Genomic DNA, 15,023 nt, shown 5'->3' with positions numbered 1-15,023 from the left:
CAGGTCAGTGCGGTCGGCGCAGGCTGACACGGAGGATGTGGAGGCTGACGGCCAGGACCCAGAACGGGAAGAGCAGCTCGATCCACGGGACCCCCGACCCGGTGAGCAGCAGGACCAGCCCCGCGGCGAAGCCGAGCAGGACAAGCGGCCGGGGGAAGACCCCGAGCCGGCGGGCGATGGTCGAGGTCGAGAAGGCGAACACGGCCGCCATGCGCATCGCGTAGGTGCTCAGGACGGTGTACGCGAAGGGCCGGCCGAAGCCGGCCGGTGACCCGGCCTCCTGGAGCACGGTCCCGGCGGCCGCGGCGGCCACGAACAGCGTGGCGATGAAGACGTACCCGCTGCCCAGGAAGACGGTGGCGACGAACCGGTCCTCGCCCTCACCCGCGTGCGCGCGCAGGGCCCCCATGAACCACAGGAAGAAGATCCCCGCGAACGGGACGATCTCCAGCGCCACGCGGACCGCCCAGCGCAGGTCCGGGTCGACCGTGGCCCCGGCCGGGTTCCCCGAGGGGATGGCGATCCGCATGAGCACGGTCGCGGCCCCGAGCAGCAGGGAGAAGACGACACCGGCCGTCCCGGCGGCGCGGGGCGTGCGCATCCGCGCGGTGGGGGAGTCCATGCCTTCAGCAGGCACCGGCCGCCGGGGCGCCGCCACCTCGGGGACCCGTGGGGGTGAACCGGCGCCGCGGCAGGTCCGGCGGGCTCAGCCGACGGGCTCGGGGACCGGCTCCTCGTCCGGCGCCGCGGCCCCGTCGTGGTTGCCGTACCAGGCCACCGCGACGGCGCCGGCCACCGCCAGCACGAAGCCGGCGACGGCCAGCCAGGCGAGCCCCGGCCGGGAGGCGTCGCCGAGCCACAGGACGCCGATCGCGCCCGGCAGTACCGTCTCGCCGACGACCAGGGCGGCGGTCGCGCCGTTCACCGAGCCGATCTGGAGGGCGACGGTGTGCAGGTACATGCCGCCGACACCGGCCACGAGGATCGCGTAGAGCGCCGGGTCGGTGAGCAGCGTGCCCAGGTCGAAGGGGTCGACGCCGTCCAGGATGCGCACGCCCACGCCCAGCGCGCCGAAGGCCAGGCCCGACAGCAGGCCCGCCAGGATCGCGGCCCGCGCGCCGAGGAACCGTACGGCCACCGTGCCGCCGACGATGATCAGCAGGGTCGCCGCCAGCAGCCACCAGTGGGTGGCCGTCGGGGCGTGGTGGTCGCCCTCGTGGCCTGCGGCGGTCGCGAGCAGCACCAGCGCCGCGCAGACGACCCCGATCGAGCTCCACTCCTTGCGGGAGAGACGGATCCCCAGCATCTTCACGCTCAGCACGGCGGTGATCACGAGGTTGGCGCTGATCACCGTCTGGGAGAGGAACAGCGGCAGCAGGCGGGCCGCCAGAGCGCCCAGTCCGAAGCCGACGAAGTCCAGGATCGTGCCGACGATGAACTCCCAGGTCATCGCGGCCTTGGCGGTGGAGGTCAGGTTCGGTCCGCCGTGCGCGGTCACCCCGGCGGCGGCCGGCGACGTCCGCGCGGCACGGCGCGAGCCGACGGCTTGCAGGACGGAGCCCGTCCCGTAGCAGATGGACGCCGCGACAGCGGTCAGCAGGCCTATGAGCACAGAGGGCTCCGTTCAACGTCTGGCAGGTAAGGCGGTACCTCTGCCAGACGTCGGAACGGGCCGCGGAGTTGCCTGCGCAAGGGAGTTCGTTGACCGGTTCTTTGCCCGCGCCCGCCCGGGCCGGGGAGGCGGGGCCGCCCGGGACCCGCTCAGCGGGCCAGGGCCAGCGACGTCAGCTGCGCCACGCCCCAGACGAGCGGTACGCACCCGGCGAGCAGCGCGGCGGCCCGCAGGCCGGCGGCCGTACGGAGCACCGTGCCCGGGGTGCCCAGGTCGAGCAGCGCCGCCCGGGCCGCGCTGCGGGCCTGCCGGGCCTCGACCGCGGCGGTGAGCAGAGAGGCGGCCGCGCACAGGGCGACGAGCACGGCGGCCGGTACGGTCAGCGGCCCCAGCGGTGGCGTGGCCTCGCCGCCCGGGCCGTTCGGGGCGAGGGCGGTGAGGGCGGCCGCGCCCACGGCGCACAGCACCCCGAGCGGCCGGCCCAGCCGGGAGGCCTCCTCCTGGAGGGTCCGTCCGGCGAGCAGCCGCAGCGCGCCCGGGCGGACGGCCTGGACCAGGGTTCCGCAGGCGTAGGCCAGGCCGGGTCCGGCCAGGGCCAGGCCGAGTGCGATCAGCGCGCCGGCGGCCGGCGTCGCCGGGCCGTCCGGGCGGGCGTACGCCAGGAGCGCGAGCCCGCACGCCACGAGCGCCACCCCCCAGGGCACGCCCGACTGCGGTGTCGGCCCGGAGCGCCGGGGGCGCAGGGCGAGGGCGGTCGCGGCGGAGGCCGTCAGGGGGAGCAGGGCCAGCAGGGTGAGCGCGGCGGCCACCGGGAGCGGCCGGCCGGCGTGGAGCAGCCGGGCCCCGGCCCCGTCGAAGGGCAGCCCGGTGAGGTCGCCGCGCAGGTGCAGGAACACGGCGAGGGCGAGGGCGCCGCCGAGGGAGCAGGCGAGGGCGGTGGAGACGGCGGCGGCCAGCGCCAGCCGCACGGGTCCCAGCCCGACGGCGTCGAGCCCCTCGCGGGGCCGGGCGGCCGGGTCGGTCCGGGCCACGGCGACGGCGAACTGGACGGTGGCGGCCAGCGGCACCAGCGCCCACAGCAGCAGGGGCAGCGATCCGGTGGCCCGGGCCTCGGCGTCCGCAAGGACGTACAGCAGCAGGAAGCCGCTGGCGGCGCAGGCCGCGGCGACCAGCAGCCTGCGCAGCTGGACCGCGGGCCGGGAGCCGCGGGCTAGGCGGAGAGAGAGCACGCGGCCTGGCCCTCCGTGGTCCCGGGGGAGGCGGCGGCCGCGGCTGCGGCGGCCGGGCGGCCGTCGACCAGGGCCAGGCCCCGGTCGGCCGCGGCCGCGGACTCCTCGTCGTGGGTGGCGAGCACCACCGTGATCGCGTGCGAGCGGGCGGCGGTGGTGAGCGTGCGCAGCAGCTGCGCACGCTCGGCGAGGTGCAGCGCGGCCGTCGGCTCGTCGGCGAAGAGCACGTCGGGCTCCCCGACCAGCGCGCGGGCGAGGGCGACCCGCTGGGACTCGGCGCGGTTGAGGGCGCCGGGGCGCTTGCCGGCGAAGGCGCCGATGTCGAGGCGCTCCAGCCATTCGTGGGCGGCGGCCCGGGCGGCCCGGTGCGGGGCGCCGGTGATCAGCAGGGGCAGGGCCGTGTTCTCCCAGACCTTGAGCTCGGGCAGCAGCTGCGGCTCCGGCCCGATCCAGGCGAACCGGGCGCGGAACAGCCGTTCCCGGGCCAGGGCGCCGAGAGTGTGCACGGGGCCGCCGTCGAACCAGACCTCGCCCTGGTCGGGCACCAGCCGTCCGGCCAGGCAGCGCAGCAGGGTCGTCTTGCCGCTGCCGCGCGGGCCGGTCACGGCGACGATCTCGCCCCGCCGGACTCCGGCGCCGACCCCGATCAGTCCGGGGGAACCGCTGTGGGAGTAGTGAAGGGACCGCGCCCAGAGGACGTCGTCGTCTGGCGGGGCACTGTCCGGTGGAGCCACCATGGCGTACACCTCCGTCCGGGGGAACGAAGCGGAGCCGCTTCGGTCACTGGCCCGCACTGAGATGGAAGGTGACGAACCCCCCGGACGGCGACAGCACACGGCCCGGACCCCCGTGTTCTCACTCGAACAGGGGATCCGGGCCATGTGGTTGGACTAGTGCAGCGTTGGACTAGTGCAGCGTTGGACCAGTGCAGCGTTGGACCAGTGCAGCGTCGGACCGGCGCAGCGTCGGACCGGCGCACAGCCGGACCGCTTACAGCTTGGTCCAGGCCTCCGTGAGCACGTTGCGCAGGATGCCCTCGATCTCGTCGAAGGTGCCCTGGTCCGCGATCAGCGGCGGCGCCAGCTGGATGACCGGGTCGCCGCGGTCGTCGGCCCGGCAGTACAGGCCGTTGTCGAAGAGCGCCTTGGAGAGGAAGCCGTAGAGCACGCGCTCGGTCTCCTCGTCCGTGAAGGACTCCTTGGTGACCTTGTCCTTGACGAGTTCGATGCCGTAGAAGAAGCCGTTGCCGCGCACGTCGCCGACGATCGGGAGGTCGTGCAGCTTCTGCAGGGTGCTGAAGAAGTTGCCCTCCTGGTCCAGCACGTGCTGGTTCAGGCCTTCCTTGTCGAAGATGTCGAGGTTGGCCAGGGCCACCGCGGAGGACACGGGGTGTCCACCGAAGGTGTAGCCGTGCAGGAAGGTGTTGTCGCCCTTGTAGAACGGCTCCGCGATGCGGTCCGAGACGATGCAGGCGCCGATGGGGGAGTAGCCCGAGGTCATGCCCTTGGCGCAGGTGATCATGTCCGGCACGTAGCCGAACTTGTCACAGGCGAACATCGTGCCGAGGCGGCCGAAGGCGCAGATCGTCTCGTCGGAGACGAGCAGCACGTCGTAGGTGTCGCAGATCTCGCGCACCCGCTGGAAGTACCCGGGCGGGGGCGGGAAGCAGCCGCCGGCGTTCTGCACGGGCTCCAGGAAGACGGCCGCGACGGTGTCGGGGCCCTCGAAGAGGATCTGCTGCTCGATCTGGTCGGCGCACCAGCGGCCGAAGGCCTCGGGGTCGTCGCCGTGGATCGGGGCGCGGTAGATGTTGGTGTTCGGCACCTTGTGCGCGCCCGGGACCAGCGGCTCGAAGGGGGCCTTCAGGGCCGGCAGGCCGGTGATGGACAGGGCGCCCTGCGGGGTGCCGTGGTAGGCGACCGCACGCGAGATGACCTTGTACTTGGTGTGCTTGCCCTGCAGCTTGTAGTACTGCTTGGCGAGCTTCCAGGCGGTCTCGACCGCCTCGCCGCCGCCCGTGGTGAAGAAGACCTTGTTCAGGTCGCCGGGGGCGTAGCCGGCGAGGCGCTCGGCGAGCTCCACGGCCTTGGGGTGCGCGTACGACCACACGGGGAAGAACGCGAGCTCCTGGGCCTGCTTGTAGGCGACCTCGGCCAGTTCCTTGCGGCCGTGACCGGCGTTGACCACGAACAGTCCGGCGAGACCGTCCAGGTAGCGCTTGCCCTTGTCGTCGAAGATGTAGGTGCCCTCACCCCGCACGATGGTGGGGACGGGCGCGTTCTCGTACGACGACATGCGGGTGAAGTGCATCCACAGGTGGTCGTAGGCGGTTTTGGAGAGGTCCTGGCTCACGGGCTATCGAGTTCCCCACATGTAGGTCTGCTTCTTGAGCTTCAGGTAAACGAAGCTCTCGGTTGATCGCACGCCGGGGAGCGTGCGGATCTTCTTGTTGATCGTTTCGAGCAGGTGGTCGTCGTCCTCGCAGACGATCTCCACCATCAGGTCGAACGACCCGGCGGTCATCACGACGTATTCGCACTCGGCCATGGCGGTCAGGGCGTCGGCCACCGGATCGAGGTCTCCCTCGACGTTGATGCCGACCATGGCCTGGCGCCGCAGACCCACGGTGAGCGGGTCGGTGACGGCGACGATCTGCATGACGCCCTGGTCGAGCAGCTTCTGCACGCGTTGGCGCACAGCCGCCTCGGAGAGGCCGACGGCCTTGCCGATCGACGCGTAGGGGCGCCGGCCGTCTTCCTGCAGTTGCTCGATGATCGCCAGGGACACAGCATCGACCGAAGGGGACGGTTGTCTGTTCCTGGAATCTGCGCTTCGACTGACCACGACGCCACTGTGCACGAGGAGTCGTCCGTTCCGCAACCCGTAATCGATGAAATCCGTTGTGGCTGGTCTCCCAATAAACGGATTTCGTAGTTGGCCGGGTCCGGCTCTGTCGAAAGCGTTGCCCGAGGGGATACTCTTGGGGCTTGTCTCAACCGTTGGACATGTGATCAGGAGAGTGGCTGTAGTGACCACCGAACTGCGTCGTCTGCGCAACTACATCGGCGGGGAGTTCAAGGACGCCGCCGACGGGCGGACCACCGAGGTGGTCAATCCGGCCACCGGCGAGGTCTACGCGACCGCCCCGCTGTCCGGCCAGGCAGATGTGGACGCCGCCATGGCCGCTGCGGCTGCCGCCTTCCCGGGCTGGCGCGACACCACGCCCTCCGAGCGTCAGAAGGCCCTCCTCAAGATCGCGGACGCCTTCGAGGCGCGCGCTGAGGAGCTGGTCGCCGCCGAGTCGGAGAACACCGGCAAGCCGCTGGCCCTGACGGCCAGCGAGGAGCTGCCCCCGATGGTGGACCAGATCCGCTTCTTCGCGGGTGCCGCGCGTCTGCTCGAGGGCCGCTCGGCCGGCGAGTACATGGACGGGATGACCTCGATCATCCGCCGTGAGCCGGTCGGCGTCTGCGCCCAGGTCGCGCCGTGGAACTACCCGATGATGATGGCCGTGTGGAAGTTCGCCCCGGCGATCGCCGCGGGCAACACCGTCGTCCTGAAGCCCTCCGACACGACCCCGGCCTCCACGGTGCTGATGGCGGAGATCATCGACTCGATCCTGCCCAAGGGCGTCTTCAACGTCGTCTGCGGCGACCGCGAGACCGGCAAGGCCATGGTCGAGCACTCCACCCCGGCGATGGCCTCCATCACCGGCTCGGTACGCGCCGGCATGCAGGTCGCCGAGAGCGCCTCGAAGGACGTCAAGCGCGTCCACCTGGAGCTGGGCGGCAAGGCCCCCGTCGTGGTCTTCGAGGACGCCGACATCGCCAAGGCCGTCGAGGACATCGCGGTCGCCGGCTACTTCAACGCCGGCCAGGACTGCACGGCCGCCACCCGCGTACTCGTGCAGGACTCGGTCCACGACGAGTTCGTGGCCGCGCTCGCCAAGGCCGCCGCGGAGACCAAGACCGGCCAGCCGGACGACGAGGACGTGCTCTACGGCCCGCTCAACAACCCGAACCAGCTCAAGCAGGTCGCGGGCTTCATCGAGCGTCTCCCCGCCCACGCCAAGGTCGAGGCGGGCGGACACCAGGTCGGCGAGAAGGGCTACTTCTACGCCCCGACCGTGGTCTCGGGCCTGAAGCAGGACGACGAGATCATCCAGAACGAGGTCTTCGGCCCCGTCATCACCGTCCAGTCCTTCGCGGACGAGGCCCAGGCGCTGGAGTACGCGAACGGCGTCGAGTTCGCCCTCGCCTCCTCCGTGTGGACCAAGGACCACGGCCGCGCGATGCGGATGTCCAAGTACCTCGACTTCGGCTGTGTGTGGATCAACACCCACATCCCGCTCGTCGCCGAGATGCCCCACGGCGGCTTCAAGAAGTCCGGCTACGGCAAGGACCTCTCCGCCTACGGCTTCGAGGACTACACCCGCATCAAGCACGTGATGACCTCGCTCGACGGCTGAACCGGCCCGGCGGCCCGCTGACCAGCGCACACGGTTCCACCGCGCACTGATCACCGCAGGCCGACGAAGGGGCGGGTGGTAGACAGGTTGTCTATTGCCCGCCCCTTCCGCGTTGACCGAGGCTGAGCCCATGCCAGAACTCCCCTTCTCCCGCCGCGCGGCGCTGCGCGGCCTCGGTGCCGCAGGCCTGCTCGCCGCCCTCACCGGCTGCGGTGTCCCCGCCGCCTACGTCCCGGAGGACCGCAGGCAGGGCCAGGATCTCTCGGAACGGGAGCGGCGCCTCGCCTTCTCCAACTGGCCGATGTACATCGACACCGACGACCAGGACGAGGAGAGCCGGCCGACGCTGGATGCCTTCTCGAAGAAGACCGGCATAGAGGTCCGGTACACCGAGGAGATCAACGACAACGACGAGTTCTTCGGCAAGGTCAGCCCGGCCCTGATGAACCACCAGGCGACCGGCCACGACCTCGTGGTGGTCAGTGACTGGATGGCCGCCCGCTTCGTCCACCTGGGCTGGGCCCAGAAGATGGACCGCTCGGCGCAGGCCAACGTGGCCCGGCACCTCGACCCGCAGCTGCGCTCCCCGGCCTTCGACCAGGGCCGGCTGCACACCGTCCCCTGGCAGTCCGGGATCACCGGCATCGCCTACAACCGCAAGGCCCTGGGCCGGGAGATCAAGTCCGTGAAGGACCTGTGGCACCCTGACCTCGCGGGCAAGGTCACCCTCTTCTCCGGCCTCGACGAGTCCTTCGCCCTGCTGATGCAGGGCAACGGCACCGACACCACCCGCTGGACCGAATCCGACTTCCACCGGATGTGCGACCAGGTCGAGAGCATGGTGAAGAAGAAGCACATCCGCCGCTTCACCGGCAACGACTACACCTCCGACCTCGGCAAGGGCGACGTCCTGGCCTGCCAGGCCTACTCCGGCGACGCCATCCAGCTGAAGGCCGACAACCCCGACATCGAGTTCGTCGTCCCCGAGGAGGGGGCCGAGCTGTGGGCGGAGAGCCTGCTCATCCCCAACCTCGCCCGCCACAAGGCCAATGCGGAGGCGCTGGTCGACTACTACTACGACCCGGCGGTGGCGGCGGAGCTGGCCGCGGCGGTCAACTACGTCTGCCCCGTCCCGGCCGCCCGCGAGGTCCTGGCCGCCTCGGCGGACAAGGCGACCGCCGAACTGGCCGAGAACCCGCTGATCTTCCCGGACGAGGAGATGCGCAAGCGCCTGGTCGTGGCCCGCGACATCTCCTCGGCGGAACGCCGCACCTTCGCCCCGCGCTGGAACTCCATCGTCGGACTGTGATCACGATCTCGCCGACAGGGCTGAACGTGTTCAGAAAATCTGCTGAACATGTTCAGTTCTGCGGCTAGGCTCCCTGTCATGAGCGAGAGAAACGCCCTCCGGCGGCGGATCCGTGCCTGGCTTGTGCTGTTCCTCGTCTGTCTGGTCCTCAGCGGGCTCACCGCGTTCCCGCTGGTCACCGAACTCCACTGGGTTAATGCGCTGGTCTCCCACCCATGGCTGCGCCGGATCGGCGACGGGCTCGACCACGCCGACGCCGCATACCCCTTCCTCCTCTACGGCAACGACTGGCTCGCCTTCGCCCACCTGGTGATCGCGGTGTTCTTCTACGGGGTCCACCGCGACCCGGTCCGCAACCTCTGGATCGTCGAGGCCGGAATGGTCGCCTGCGTCGGCATCCTCCCGCTGGCCCTCATCTGCGGGCCGATCCGGGGGCTCCCCTTCGGGTGGACGCTGATCGACATGTCGTTCGGGGTCTTCGGGATCCTCCCGCTGCTCGTGCTGCGCCGCCTGATCAAGCGCCTGGAAGCCCTCCAGGAGGCGGACGGGACGGGCTACTTGGCGAAGGCCGCGCCGATGATCCCGTAGGCCACCGCGTTCATGTCCCGGCCCTTGGCGTCGGTGGAGTTCACCGAGTAGACCAGGGTGCGCGACAGGTCGCGGGTGCCGCCGATGACCGTGCTGTAGCCGTAGCGGGAACCCGTCTTGCCGTAGAGCTTCGTGCCGTCCGGGAGGACGAACTCCTTCAGGCCGGCCGTCTGCACCGCACGCCCGCCGGTCGTGCTCTCGGCGTCCGGCACGTCGGGGACGGTGAACATCTCCTCCAGCTGCGCCCTGGGCACCACCCGGCCGTCGAACAGCGCCGTCGTGAACCGCTCCAGGTCCGCCGTCGTCGATATCAGGTCCCCCGCCGCCCAGTTGGACGAGGAGTTCCAGTCCGACACGTCGACCAGCGAACGGCTGCCGTCGGGCTGCCGCACCGCCTGGTAGCCGTGGTTGTACGGCCCCGGTATGCGGTTCTGGGTCCGGGACGGGAACGAGGTGTGGCGCAGGCCCAGCGGCTTGATGATCCGGTCCCCGACGGCCTTCTCGTACGTCGTCCCCGTCAGCTTCTCGATCAGCACGCCCAGCACCGTGTAGTGGATGTTGCTGTACCGCTGCTTCTCCCCGGGCCTGAACTCCGGCCCCTTGGCCACCGCGTTGGCGATCAGTGCGTGCGGGTCGACCAGGTCGAAGCGGTGGGCGTACTCGTCCTCGAAGGCGTCGCCCGGGCCGTCGGCCGACTGCAGCCCGCTCGTGTAGTCCAGCAGCTGCCGCACCTTCACCGGCTCGAAGCCGGGCAGCAGCCCCGGCAGGTAGTCCTGCACCGGACGGTCCAGGTCCACCCGGCCCTCGGCGGCCAGCTGGAGCACCACCGCCGCCGTGAAGGTCTTGGTCACCGACCCGGCCCGGAAGCGGGCGTCCTCCACCGCCGCCCGTTTGCTGCGGACGTCCGCGACACCGGCGCTGCCGCGCCAGCTGCCGCTCGTACCGCCCACCCGGACCAGCGCGGCCGTCGCGTCCTTGTTCTGCGGCCCGACCCCCTCGATCGCCTTCCGCAGCGCCGCCGCGTCCGGCGGAGCGGAGAAGACGGGCGCCGTGACCCGCGCCGAAACCGGCGCCTGCGCCGGAGCGGCCTGGGCGGAGGCCACCGGACCGGCGGCGATGCCCAGGACCACGGCGGCTGCGACGAGCGTGCGCGTACGTGCCTTCATGACGATTCCCCCTGTGTGCGACCCGAGCGGCCGACTGCCCCCCGATGACCTCAATGCTGCAGGTCGGAGGGGTCGTCGCGGATCACCATCGAGAGGGGTCTTCAGCAGTACGACAACTCGCCCGTGCGGGGGAGTGGACCCGCCGCCCCCTCACTCCCCGGAGGGAGGTACCCGAGAGGGATCCGCCGAGCCCGCCGCGATCAGCCCCGTCTCGTACGCGCAGATCACCGCCTGGATCCGGTCCCGCAGCCCCAGCTTCGCCAGCACGTTCCCCACATGCGACTTCACCGTGTGCTCGCTCACCACCAGCGCCGCCGCGATCTCCGCGTTCGAGAGCCCCCGCCCCAGGTGCAGCAGGGTCTCCCGCTCCCGGGCCGTCAGCACCTCCAGCCGCTCGGCCGCCAGGACGGGCGGGGCCGCCGGCCGGGCCGTCGCCGCCGTGTACTCCTCGATCAGCCGCCGCGCCACCGAAGGCGCCAGCAACGACTCGCCCGCCGCCACCACCCGCACCGCGTGCACCAGGTCGTCCCGCCGCACGTCCTTCAGCAGGAACCCGCTCGCCCCGGCGTGCAACGCCTCGTACACGTACTCGTCCGAGTCGAACGTCGTCAGCATCACCGTCCGGCACGCACTCCCCGCCGAGATCGCCCGGCAGGCCTCGATCCCGTCCAGCACCGGCATCCGCACGTCCAGCAGTGCCACGTCCGGGGCGAGCCGCTCCACCGCCGACACCGCCGCCGCCCCGTCCCCGACCTCCGCCACGACCTCGATGTCCTCCTGGACGTCCAGGATCATCGCGAACCCGCTGCGCACCAGCTCCTGGTCGTCGGCCACCACCACACGGATCGTCACTTCCCCACCTCCAGCGGCGAGGTTACAAGCACGGTGAAGCCTCGCCCGTCCGCACCCGGACCGGTCCACGCCGTCCCGCCGTGCGCCGCGGCCCGCTCCCGGATCCCGATCAGCCCGTGTCCGCCCGCGGCGCCCCCGGACGGCCCCCGGCCGTCGTCCGTGACCCGTACCGCGAGCTCGCGGGGCCCGTACTCCAGACGGACGTCCACCGCCGAGGCCCCCGCGTGCTTCACCACGTTGGTCAGCGCCTCCTGCACCACCCGGTGCACCGTCGCCTCCAGCGCGGCCGGCAGCTCGCGCACCTCGCCCGTCCGCGCGTACGACACCGCCAGCCCGCTCGCCCGCACCCGGTCCACCAGCGCGGGCAGCCCGCCGATCCCCGGCTGCGGAGCACGCGGAGCCGGCTCCTGCGCCCGCAGTACCCCCAGCATCGTCCGCAGCTGCGCCATCGCGTCCCGCCCCGTCTCGGCGATCGCCTCGAAGGCCGCCTCCGCCCGCTCCGGCGCCCGGCGCACCGCCACCGGCCCGGCCTCCGCCTGGACGACCATGATGCTGACGGCGTGCGAGAGGATGTCGTGCATCTCCCGTGCGATGCGCGCCCGTTCGCGCGCCGCCGCCTGCTCCGCCTCGATCCGGTTGGCCCGCTCCAGCTGCGCCGCCCGGTCCAGGGCCGCCGCCGTGTAGGCCAGCCGCGTGGCCTGGAGCCGTCCGAGCACGAAGGCCGCCGCGAACACGAACAGCGAGAACAGCAGCTCCCTGGCCGTACCGGTGTTGAGCCCGACGGACACCGCGATCACCACCACCAGAGCCGCCGCCACGGCCAGCCGCACCCGCGGCGGCCGCAGCAGGGCGATCGAGTAGACGCAGACCAGCCCCGCGTACGGCAGCGGCTGCCCGGGACCGTCCAGCCCCAGCCGGTACACCGAACCGGCGGCGACCACCCCGAGCAGCGCCGTGACGGGCGCCCGGCGCCGCCACACCAGGGGCACGTTGCCGAGCGTCGTCAGCAGGTACGCCGCCCATGTCGCCGGCGAGTCCGCCGGGTCCCGGGGCACCACGAAGGGGATCGTCGTCGCCACCTGCACCAGCAGCGTCAGCCCCGCGTCCTGCCCGCGTGGACCCGCCCGCAGGACGAGCCCGCGCAGCCGCTCGCCGAGGCCGCCCCTCACCGTCCGGTCTCGGCCCGTACGGCGGCCAGCGCGTCCAGCCTGTTCGTGGTGACGGAGTCGGCCCCGGCCCGCAGCAGGGCGCGCATCGACCGCTTGGTGTCCGCAGTCCAGGCCGACACCAGCAGCCCGTCCCGGTGCAGGGCGTCGGTGAGTTCCCGGGTGACCAGCCCGAAGCGGTAGTTCAGCCAGCGCGGGGACACCGCGTCGACCAGCACCCGGCGCGGCGGCGACAGCGTGGTCCAGGTCAGCGCGATCTCCGCGCCCGGGTCGGCGGCGCGGACCGCCAGCATGGTGTCCGGGCCCCCGCAGTAGTACGTGCGGTCGCGGGCCCCGCACTCGCGGACCAGGTCGACCACGGTTCGCACGGCCTCCGCGGCCGCGCCCGGCAGGTCGATCATCAGCCGGCCGCCCCCGGCCTCCGTCAGCGCCTCGCGCAGGGTGGGGACCCCGCCCCCGCAGAGCTCCTTCAACTGCGGTGCCGTCACGGCGTCGAGGCGCACGTCGTGGCCCCACAGCCGCTCCAGCGTCTCGTCGTGGAGCAGGACCGGCACTCCGTCGCGGGTCAGCCGCACGTCGACCTCCACCGCGTCGGCCCCGCGCGCGAACGCGGAGCCGACGGAGGGGAGGGTGTTCTCACGGACTCGGTAGGGATCGCCTCGGTGGCCGACGGCAGTCAGGGTGCTCATACCCCCATTCTCGGGGGCCGGAGCGATCAAGGGGAGTCAGCGGGCCAGCCATTCAGCGGTGTACGCGTCGATCTCCGCGGTCAGCCGCGCCTTGCCGGCCGGGTCCAGGAAGGAGGCCTCGACGGCGTTCTTCGCCAGCTGCGCGAGTCCGCGCTCGTCGAGGTCGAGGAGCCGGGCGGCCACCGCGTACTCGTTGTTGAGGTCGGAGCCGAACATCGGCGGGTCGTCGCTGTTGATGGTGACGAGCACGCCCGCCTGCACCATCTCCCTGACGGGGTGCCGGTCGAGGTCGGTCACCGCGCGGGTGGCGATGTTGGAGGTCGGGCAGACCTCCAGGGCGATGCGGTGCTCGGCGAGGTAGGCCAGCAGCTCCGGGTCCTGCGTGGCGCTGGTGCCGTGGCCGATGCGCTCGGCGCCCAGTTCGCGGATGGCGTCCCAGACGGTCTCCGGGCCCGTGGTCTCGCCCGCGTGCGGCACGCTGTGCAGGCCGGCCGCCCGGGCGCGGTCGAAGTACGGCTTGAACTGCGCGCGCGGCACGCCGATCTCCGGGCCGCCCAGGCCGAAGGAGACCAGCCCCTCGGGGCGCAGGTCGACGGCGAGGCGGGCGGTCTCGGCGGCGGCCTCCAGGCCGGCCTCGCCCGGGATGTCGAAGCACCAGCGCAGGATGACGCCGAGCTCGGACTCGGCGGCCTTGCGGGCCTCCTCGATGGCCTCCATGAAGGCGTGCTGGTCGATGCCTCGGCGGGTGGACGAGTAGGGGGTGATGGTCAGTTCGGCGTAGCGGATGTTCTGCCGGGCCATGTCGCGGGCGACCTCGAAGGTCAGCGTGCGGACGTCGTCGGGAGTGCGGACCAGGTCGACCACCGACAGGTAGACCTCGATGAAGTGGGCGAAGTCGGTGAAGGTGAAGTAGTCGGCCAGCGCCCCGGGGTCGGTGGGGACCTGCGAGTCCGGGTGGCGGGAGGCGAGTTCGGCCACGATCCGGGGGGACGCCGAGCCGACGTGGTGGACGTGGAGTTCGGCCTTGGGCAGCCCCGCGATGAAGGGGTGCAGGTCGGGCATGGGGGTCTCCGGTGGGACGCTGGTGCGGGCAGGTCGGCCTCATCGTAGGCAGGCCCGGCGCTGTCGGTGGCAGCGCTTAGCATGGCTGTAAGAGAGGGGGGTGCCGTATGACCGACCAGAGCCCTGAGCCGAGGGACCCGTGGGCGCCGCCCGAAAGGCCGGCGGCCCCGACGGGCGGCGGCCCGCGGCAGGCCCCCGGGGCCCCGGCCGCGCCGTCCGTGCACGACCAGCCGACGTTCGTGGGGATGCCGGGACCCGACGGGAGGCCGCCGGTGTCCGCGCACCCGCCGATACCCGGCGCGGGTCCCGCGCCCGCCCCTGCGGCGGCGCCCGCAGCCGGCGCCGCGTACGGCTACCCGGCCCCGGGCGGCTACGGACAGCCCGGCCCGGCCGCACCCCAGCCGCCGCAGCCCGCGTACGGCTACCAAGGCCCGCCGGGGTACCCCGGCTACCCGCCCGCGCCCGGCTACCCGGGCCACACCGGGTACCAGCAGTACGGACCGGGCCCCAGCAACGGCTTCGGCATCGCCGCGCTGGTCCTCGGCATCCTCGCGGTCGCCGTCTGCATCACCAGCTTCTTCGCGATCGCGCTGGGCATCGCCGCGGTGGTCTTCGGCGTCCTCGGCCGCGGCAAGGCGAACCGGGGCGAGGCCACCAACGGCGGCGTCGCCCTCGCCGGCATCATCCTGGGCGGGATCGGCATCGTGCTGGGCGCCGTGCTGGTGGCGCTCATCTTCGCCGGGTTCATGGCGGACACCTTCGACGAGACCCCGGACGGCGGCTCGCACTCGAACACGCAGGTCCGCGAGCGGGTCTGAGCCCGCGGGACCGTCGACCCGCCGCATCGCGGACACGGCGGAGGGCCGGCCCGGGGCATCCGGC

Annotated in this window: 15 protein-coding genes; 4 read left to right on the top strand and 11 right to left on the bottom strand. The window is 72.3% G+C overall.

The genetic code is table 11. The features are described 5' to 3' along the window. Positions 1-4: 4 nt before the first annotated feature. The 6 genes from ACFY15_RS00350 to ACFY15_RS00325 form a co-directional block, all read right to left on the bottom strand. Positions 5-622, bottom strand: coding sequence for a hypothetical protein (locus tag ACFY15_RS00350; RefSeq protein ID WP_390688968.1), 618 nt, complete (start codon positions 620-622; stop codon positions 5-7). Positions 623-706: 84 nt separating this feature from the next. Next, entirely contained in the window at positions 707-1,612 is a 906-nt protein-coding gene (locus ACFY15_RS00345; RefSeq protein ID WP_390688969.1) for a hypothetical protein, read from the bottom strand. 149 nt (positions 1,613-1,761) lie between these two features. Beyond that, positions 1,762-2,841: a hypothetical protein gene (locus ACFY15_RS00340; RefSeq protein ID WP_390824759.1), complete on the bottom strand. Its 1,080-nt coding sequence runs from the start codon at positions 2,839-2,841 to the stop codon at positions 1,762-1,764. Further along, positions 2,823-3,578, bottom strand: a complete 756-nt coding sequence (locus ACFY15_RS00335; protein ID WP_390824758.1) for an ABC transporter ATP-binding protein — start codon at positions 3,576-3,578, stop codon at positions 2,823-2,825. Before ACFY15_RS00335 ends, ACFY15_RS00340 begins: the two co-directional genes overlap by 19 nt. A gap of 253 nt (positions 3,579-3,831) precedes the next feature. Beyond that, positions 3,832-5,193: an aspartate aminotransferase family protein gene (locus ACFY15_RS00330; protein WP_390688972.1), complete on the bottom strand. Its 1,362-nt coding sequence runs from the start codon at positions 5,191-5,193 to the stop codon at positions 3,832-3,834. 3 nt (positions 5,194-5,196) lie between these two features. Beyond that, complete coding sequence (locus ACFY15_RS00325) at positions 5,197-5,700, bottom strand: Lrp/AsnC family transcriptional regulator (RefSeq protein ID WP_042814156.1); 504 nt, start codon at positions 5,698-5,700, stop codon at positions 5,197-5,199. 169 nt (positions 5,701-5,869) lie between these two features. Here ACFY15_RS00325 and ACFY15_RS00320 point away from each other — a divergent pair, with 169 nt between their 5' ends. The 3 genes from ACFY15_RS00320 to ACFY15_RS00310 all read left to right on the top strand — a co-directional run bounded on the left by ACFY15_RS00320 (position 5,870) and on the right by ACFY15_RS00310 (position 9,206). Beyond that, positions 5,870-7,309, top strand: a complete 1,440-nt coding sequence (locus ACFY15_RS00320; protein WP_390824757.1) for a gamma-aminobutyraldehyde dehydrogenase — start codon at positions 5,870-5,872, stop codon at positions 7,307-7,309. 130 nt (positions 7,310-7,439) lie between these two features. Next, a complete protein-coding gene (locus ACFY15_RS00315) occupies positions 7,440-8,618 on the top strand; it encodes a spermidine/putrescine ABC transporter substrate-binding protein (protein ID WP_390824756.1) in 1,179 nt (392 codons plus the stop codon). Positions 8,619-8,696: 78 nt separating this feature from the next. After that, positions 8,697-9,206: a hypothetical protein gene (locus tag ACFY15_RS00310; protein ID WP_390688975.1), complete on the top strand. Its 510-nt coding sequence runs from the start codon at positions 8,697-8,699 to the stop codon at positions 9,204-9,206. Here ACFY15_RS00310 and ACFY15_RS00305 read toward each other — a convergent pair. From ACFY15_RS00305 to ACFY15_RS00285, 5 genes are all read right to left on the bottom strand, one after another. After that, positions 9,173-10,372: a serine hydrolase domain-containing protein gene (locus ACFY15_RS00305; RefSeq protein WP_390824755.1), complete on the bottom strand. Its 1,200-nt coding sequence runs from the start codon at positions 10,370-10,372 to the stop codon at positions 9,173-9,175. The genes ACFY15_RS00310 and ACFY15_RS00305 overlap by 34 nt on opposite strands. A 150-nt stretch (positions 10,373-10,522) precedes the next feature. Continuing rightward, positions 10,523-11,224, bottom strand: a complete 702-nt coding sequence (locus ACFY15_RS00300; protein WP_390824754.1) for a response regulator — start codon at positions 11,222-11,224, stop codon at positions 10,523-10,525. Beyond that, positions 11,221-12,393: a sensor histidine kinase gene (locus tag ACFY15_RS00295; RefSeq protein ID WP_390824753.1), complete on the bottom strand. Its 1,173-nt coding sequence runs from the start codon at positions 12,391-12,393 to the stop codon at positions 11,221-11,223. Before ACFY15_RS00295 ends, ACFY15_RS00300 begins: the two co-directional genes overlap by 4 nt. Continuing rightward, positions 12,390-13,079 carry a glycerophosphodiester phosphodiesterase gene (locus tag ACFY15_RS00290; RefSeq protein WP_390688979.1) on the bottom strand — a complete coding sequence of 230 codons (690 nt, stop codon included), beginning with the start codon at positions 13,077-13,079 and terminating at the stop codon, positions 12,390-12,392. The genes ACFY15_RS00295 and ACFY15_RS00290 overlap by 4 nt, the downstream gene beginning before the upstream one ends. Positions 13,080-13,115: 36 nt before the next feature. After that, positions 13,116-14,141, bottom strand: coding sequence for an adenosine deaminase (locus tag ACFY15_RS00285; RefSeq protein WP_390688980.1), 1,026 nt, complete (start codon positions 14,139-14,141; stop codon positions 13,116-13,118). A gap of 272 nt (positions 14,142-14,413) precedes the next feature. Between ACFY15_RS00285 and ACFY15_RS00280 the strand changes: the two genes are divergently transcribed. Next, the gene (locus tag ACFY15_RS00280; protein ID WP_390688981.1) at positions 14,414-14,959 is read left to right on the top strand and encodes a DUF4190 domain-containing protein; all 546 of its coding nucleotides are present in this window, start codon (positions 14,414-14,416) and stop codon (positions 14,957-14,959) included. Positions 14,960-15,023 lie beyond the last annotated feature (64 nt).

The organism is Streptomyces sp. NPDC001373, from assembly GCF_042895815.1.
Classification (GTDB): domain Bacteria; phylum Actinomycetota; class Actinomycetes; order Streptomycetales; family Streptomycetaceae; genus Streptomyces.
The sequence above is the reverse complement of the archived record's forward strand: the minus strand, read 5'-3'. Positions and strand labels throughout refer to the sequence as shown.

Coding starts and splice junctions, on each gene's coding strand:
- ACFY15_RS00350 (WP_390688968.1), bottom strand. CDS start 622: ATGGACTCCCCCACCGCGCGGATGCGCACGCCCCGCGCCGCCGGGACG.
- ACFY15_RS00335 (WP_390824758.1), bottom strand. CDS start 3,578: ATGGTGGCTCCACCGGACAGTGCCCCGCCAGACGACGACGTCCTCTGG.
- ACFY15_RS00315 (WP_390824756.1), top strand. CDS start 7,440: ATGCCAGAACTCCCCTTCTCCCGCCGCGCGGCGCTGCGCGGCCTCGGT.
- ACFY15_RS00310 (WP_390688975.1), top strand. CDS start 8,697: ATGAGCGAGAGAAACGCCCTCCGGCGGCGGATCCGTGCCTGGCTTGTG.
- ACFY15_RS00305 (WP_390824755.1), bottom strand. CDS start 10,372: ATGAAGGCACGTACGCGCACGCTCGTCGCAGCCGCCGTGGTCCTGGGC.
- ACFY15_RS00290 (WP_390688979.1), bottom strand. CDS start 13,079: ATGAGCACCCTGACTGCCGTCGGCCACCGAGGCGATCCCTACCGAGTC.
- ACFY15_RS00285 (WP_390688980.1), bottom strand. CDS start 14,141: ATGCCCGACCTGCACCCCTTCATCGCGGGGCTGCCCAAGGCCGAACTC.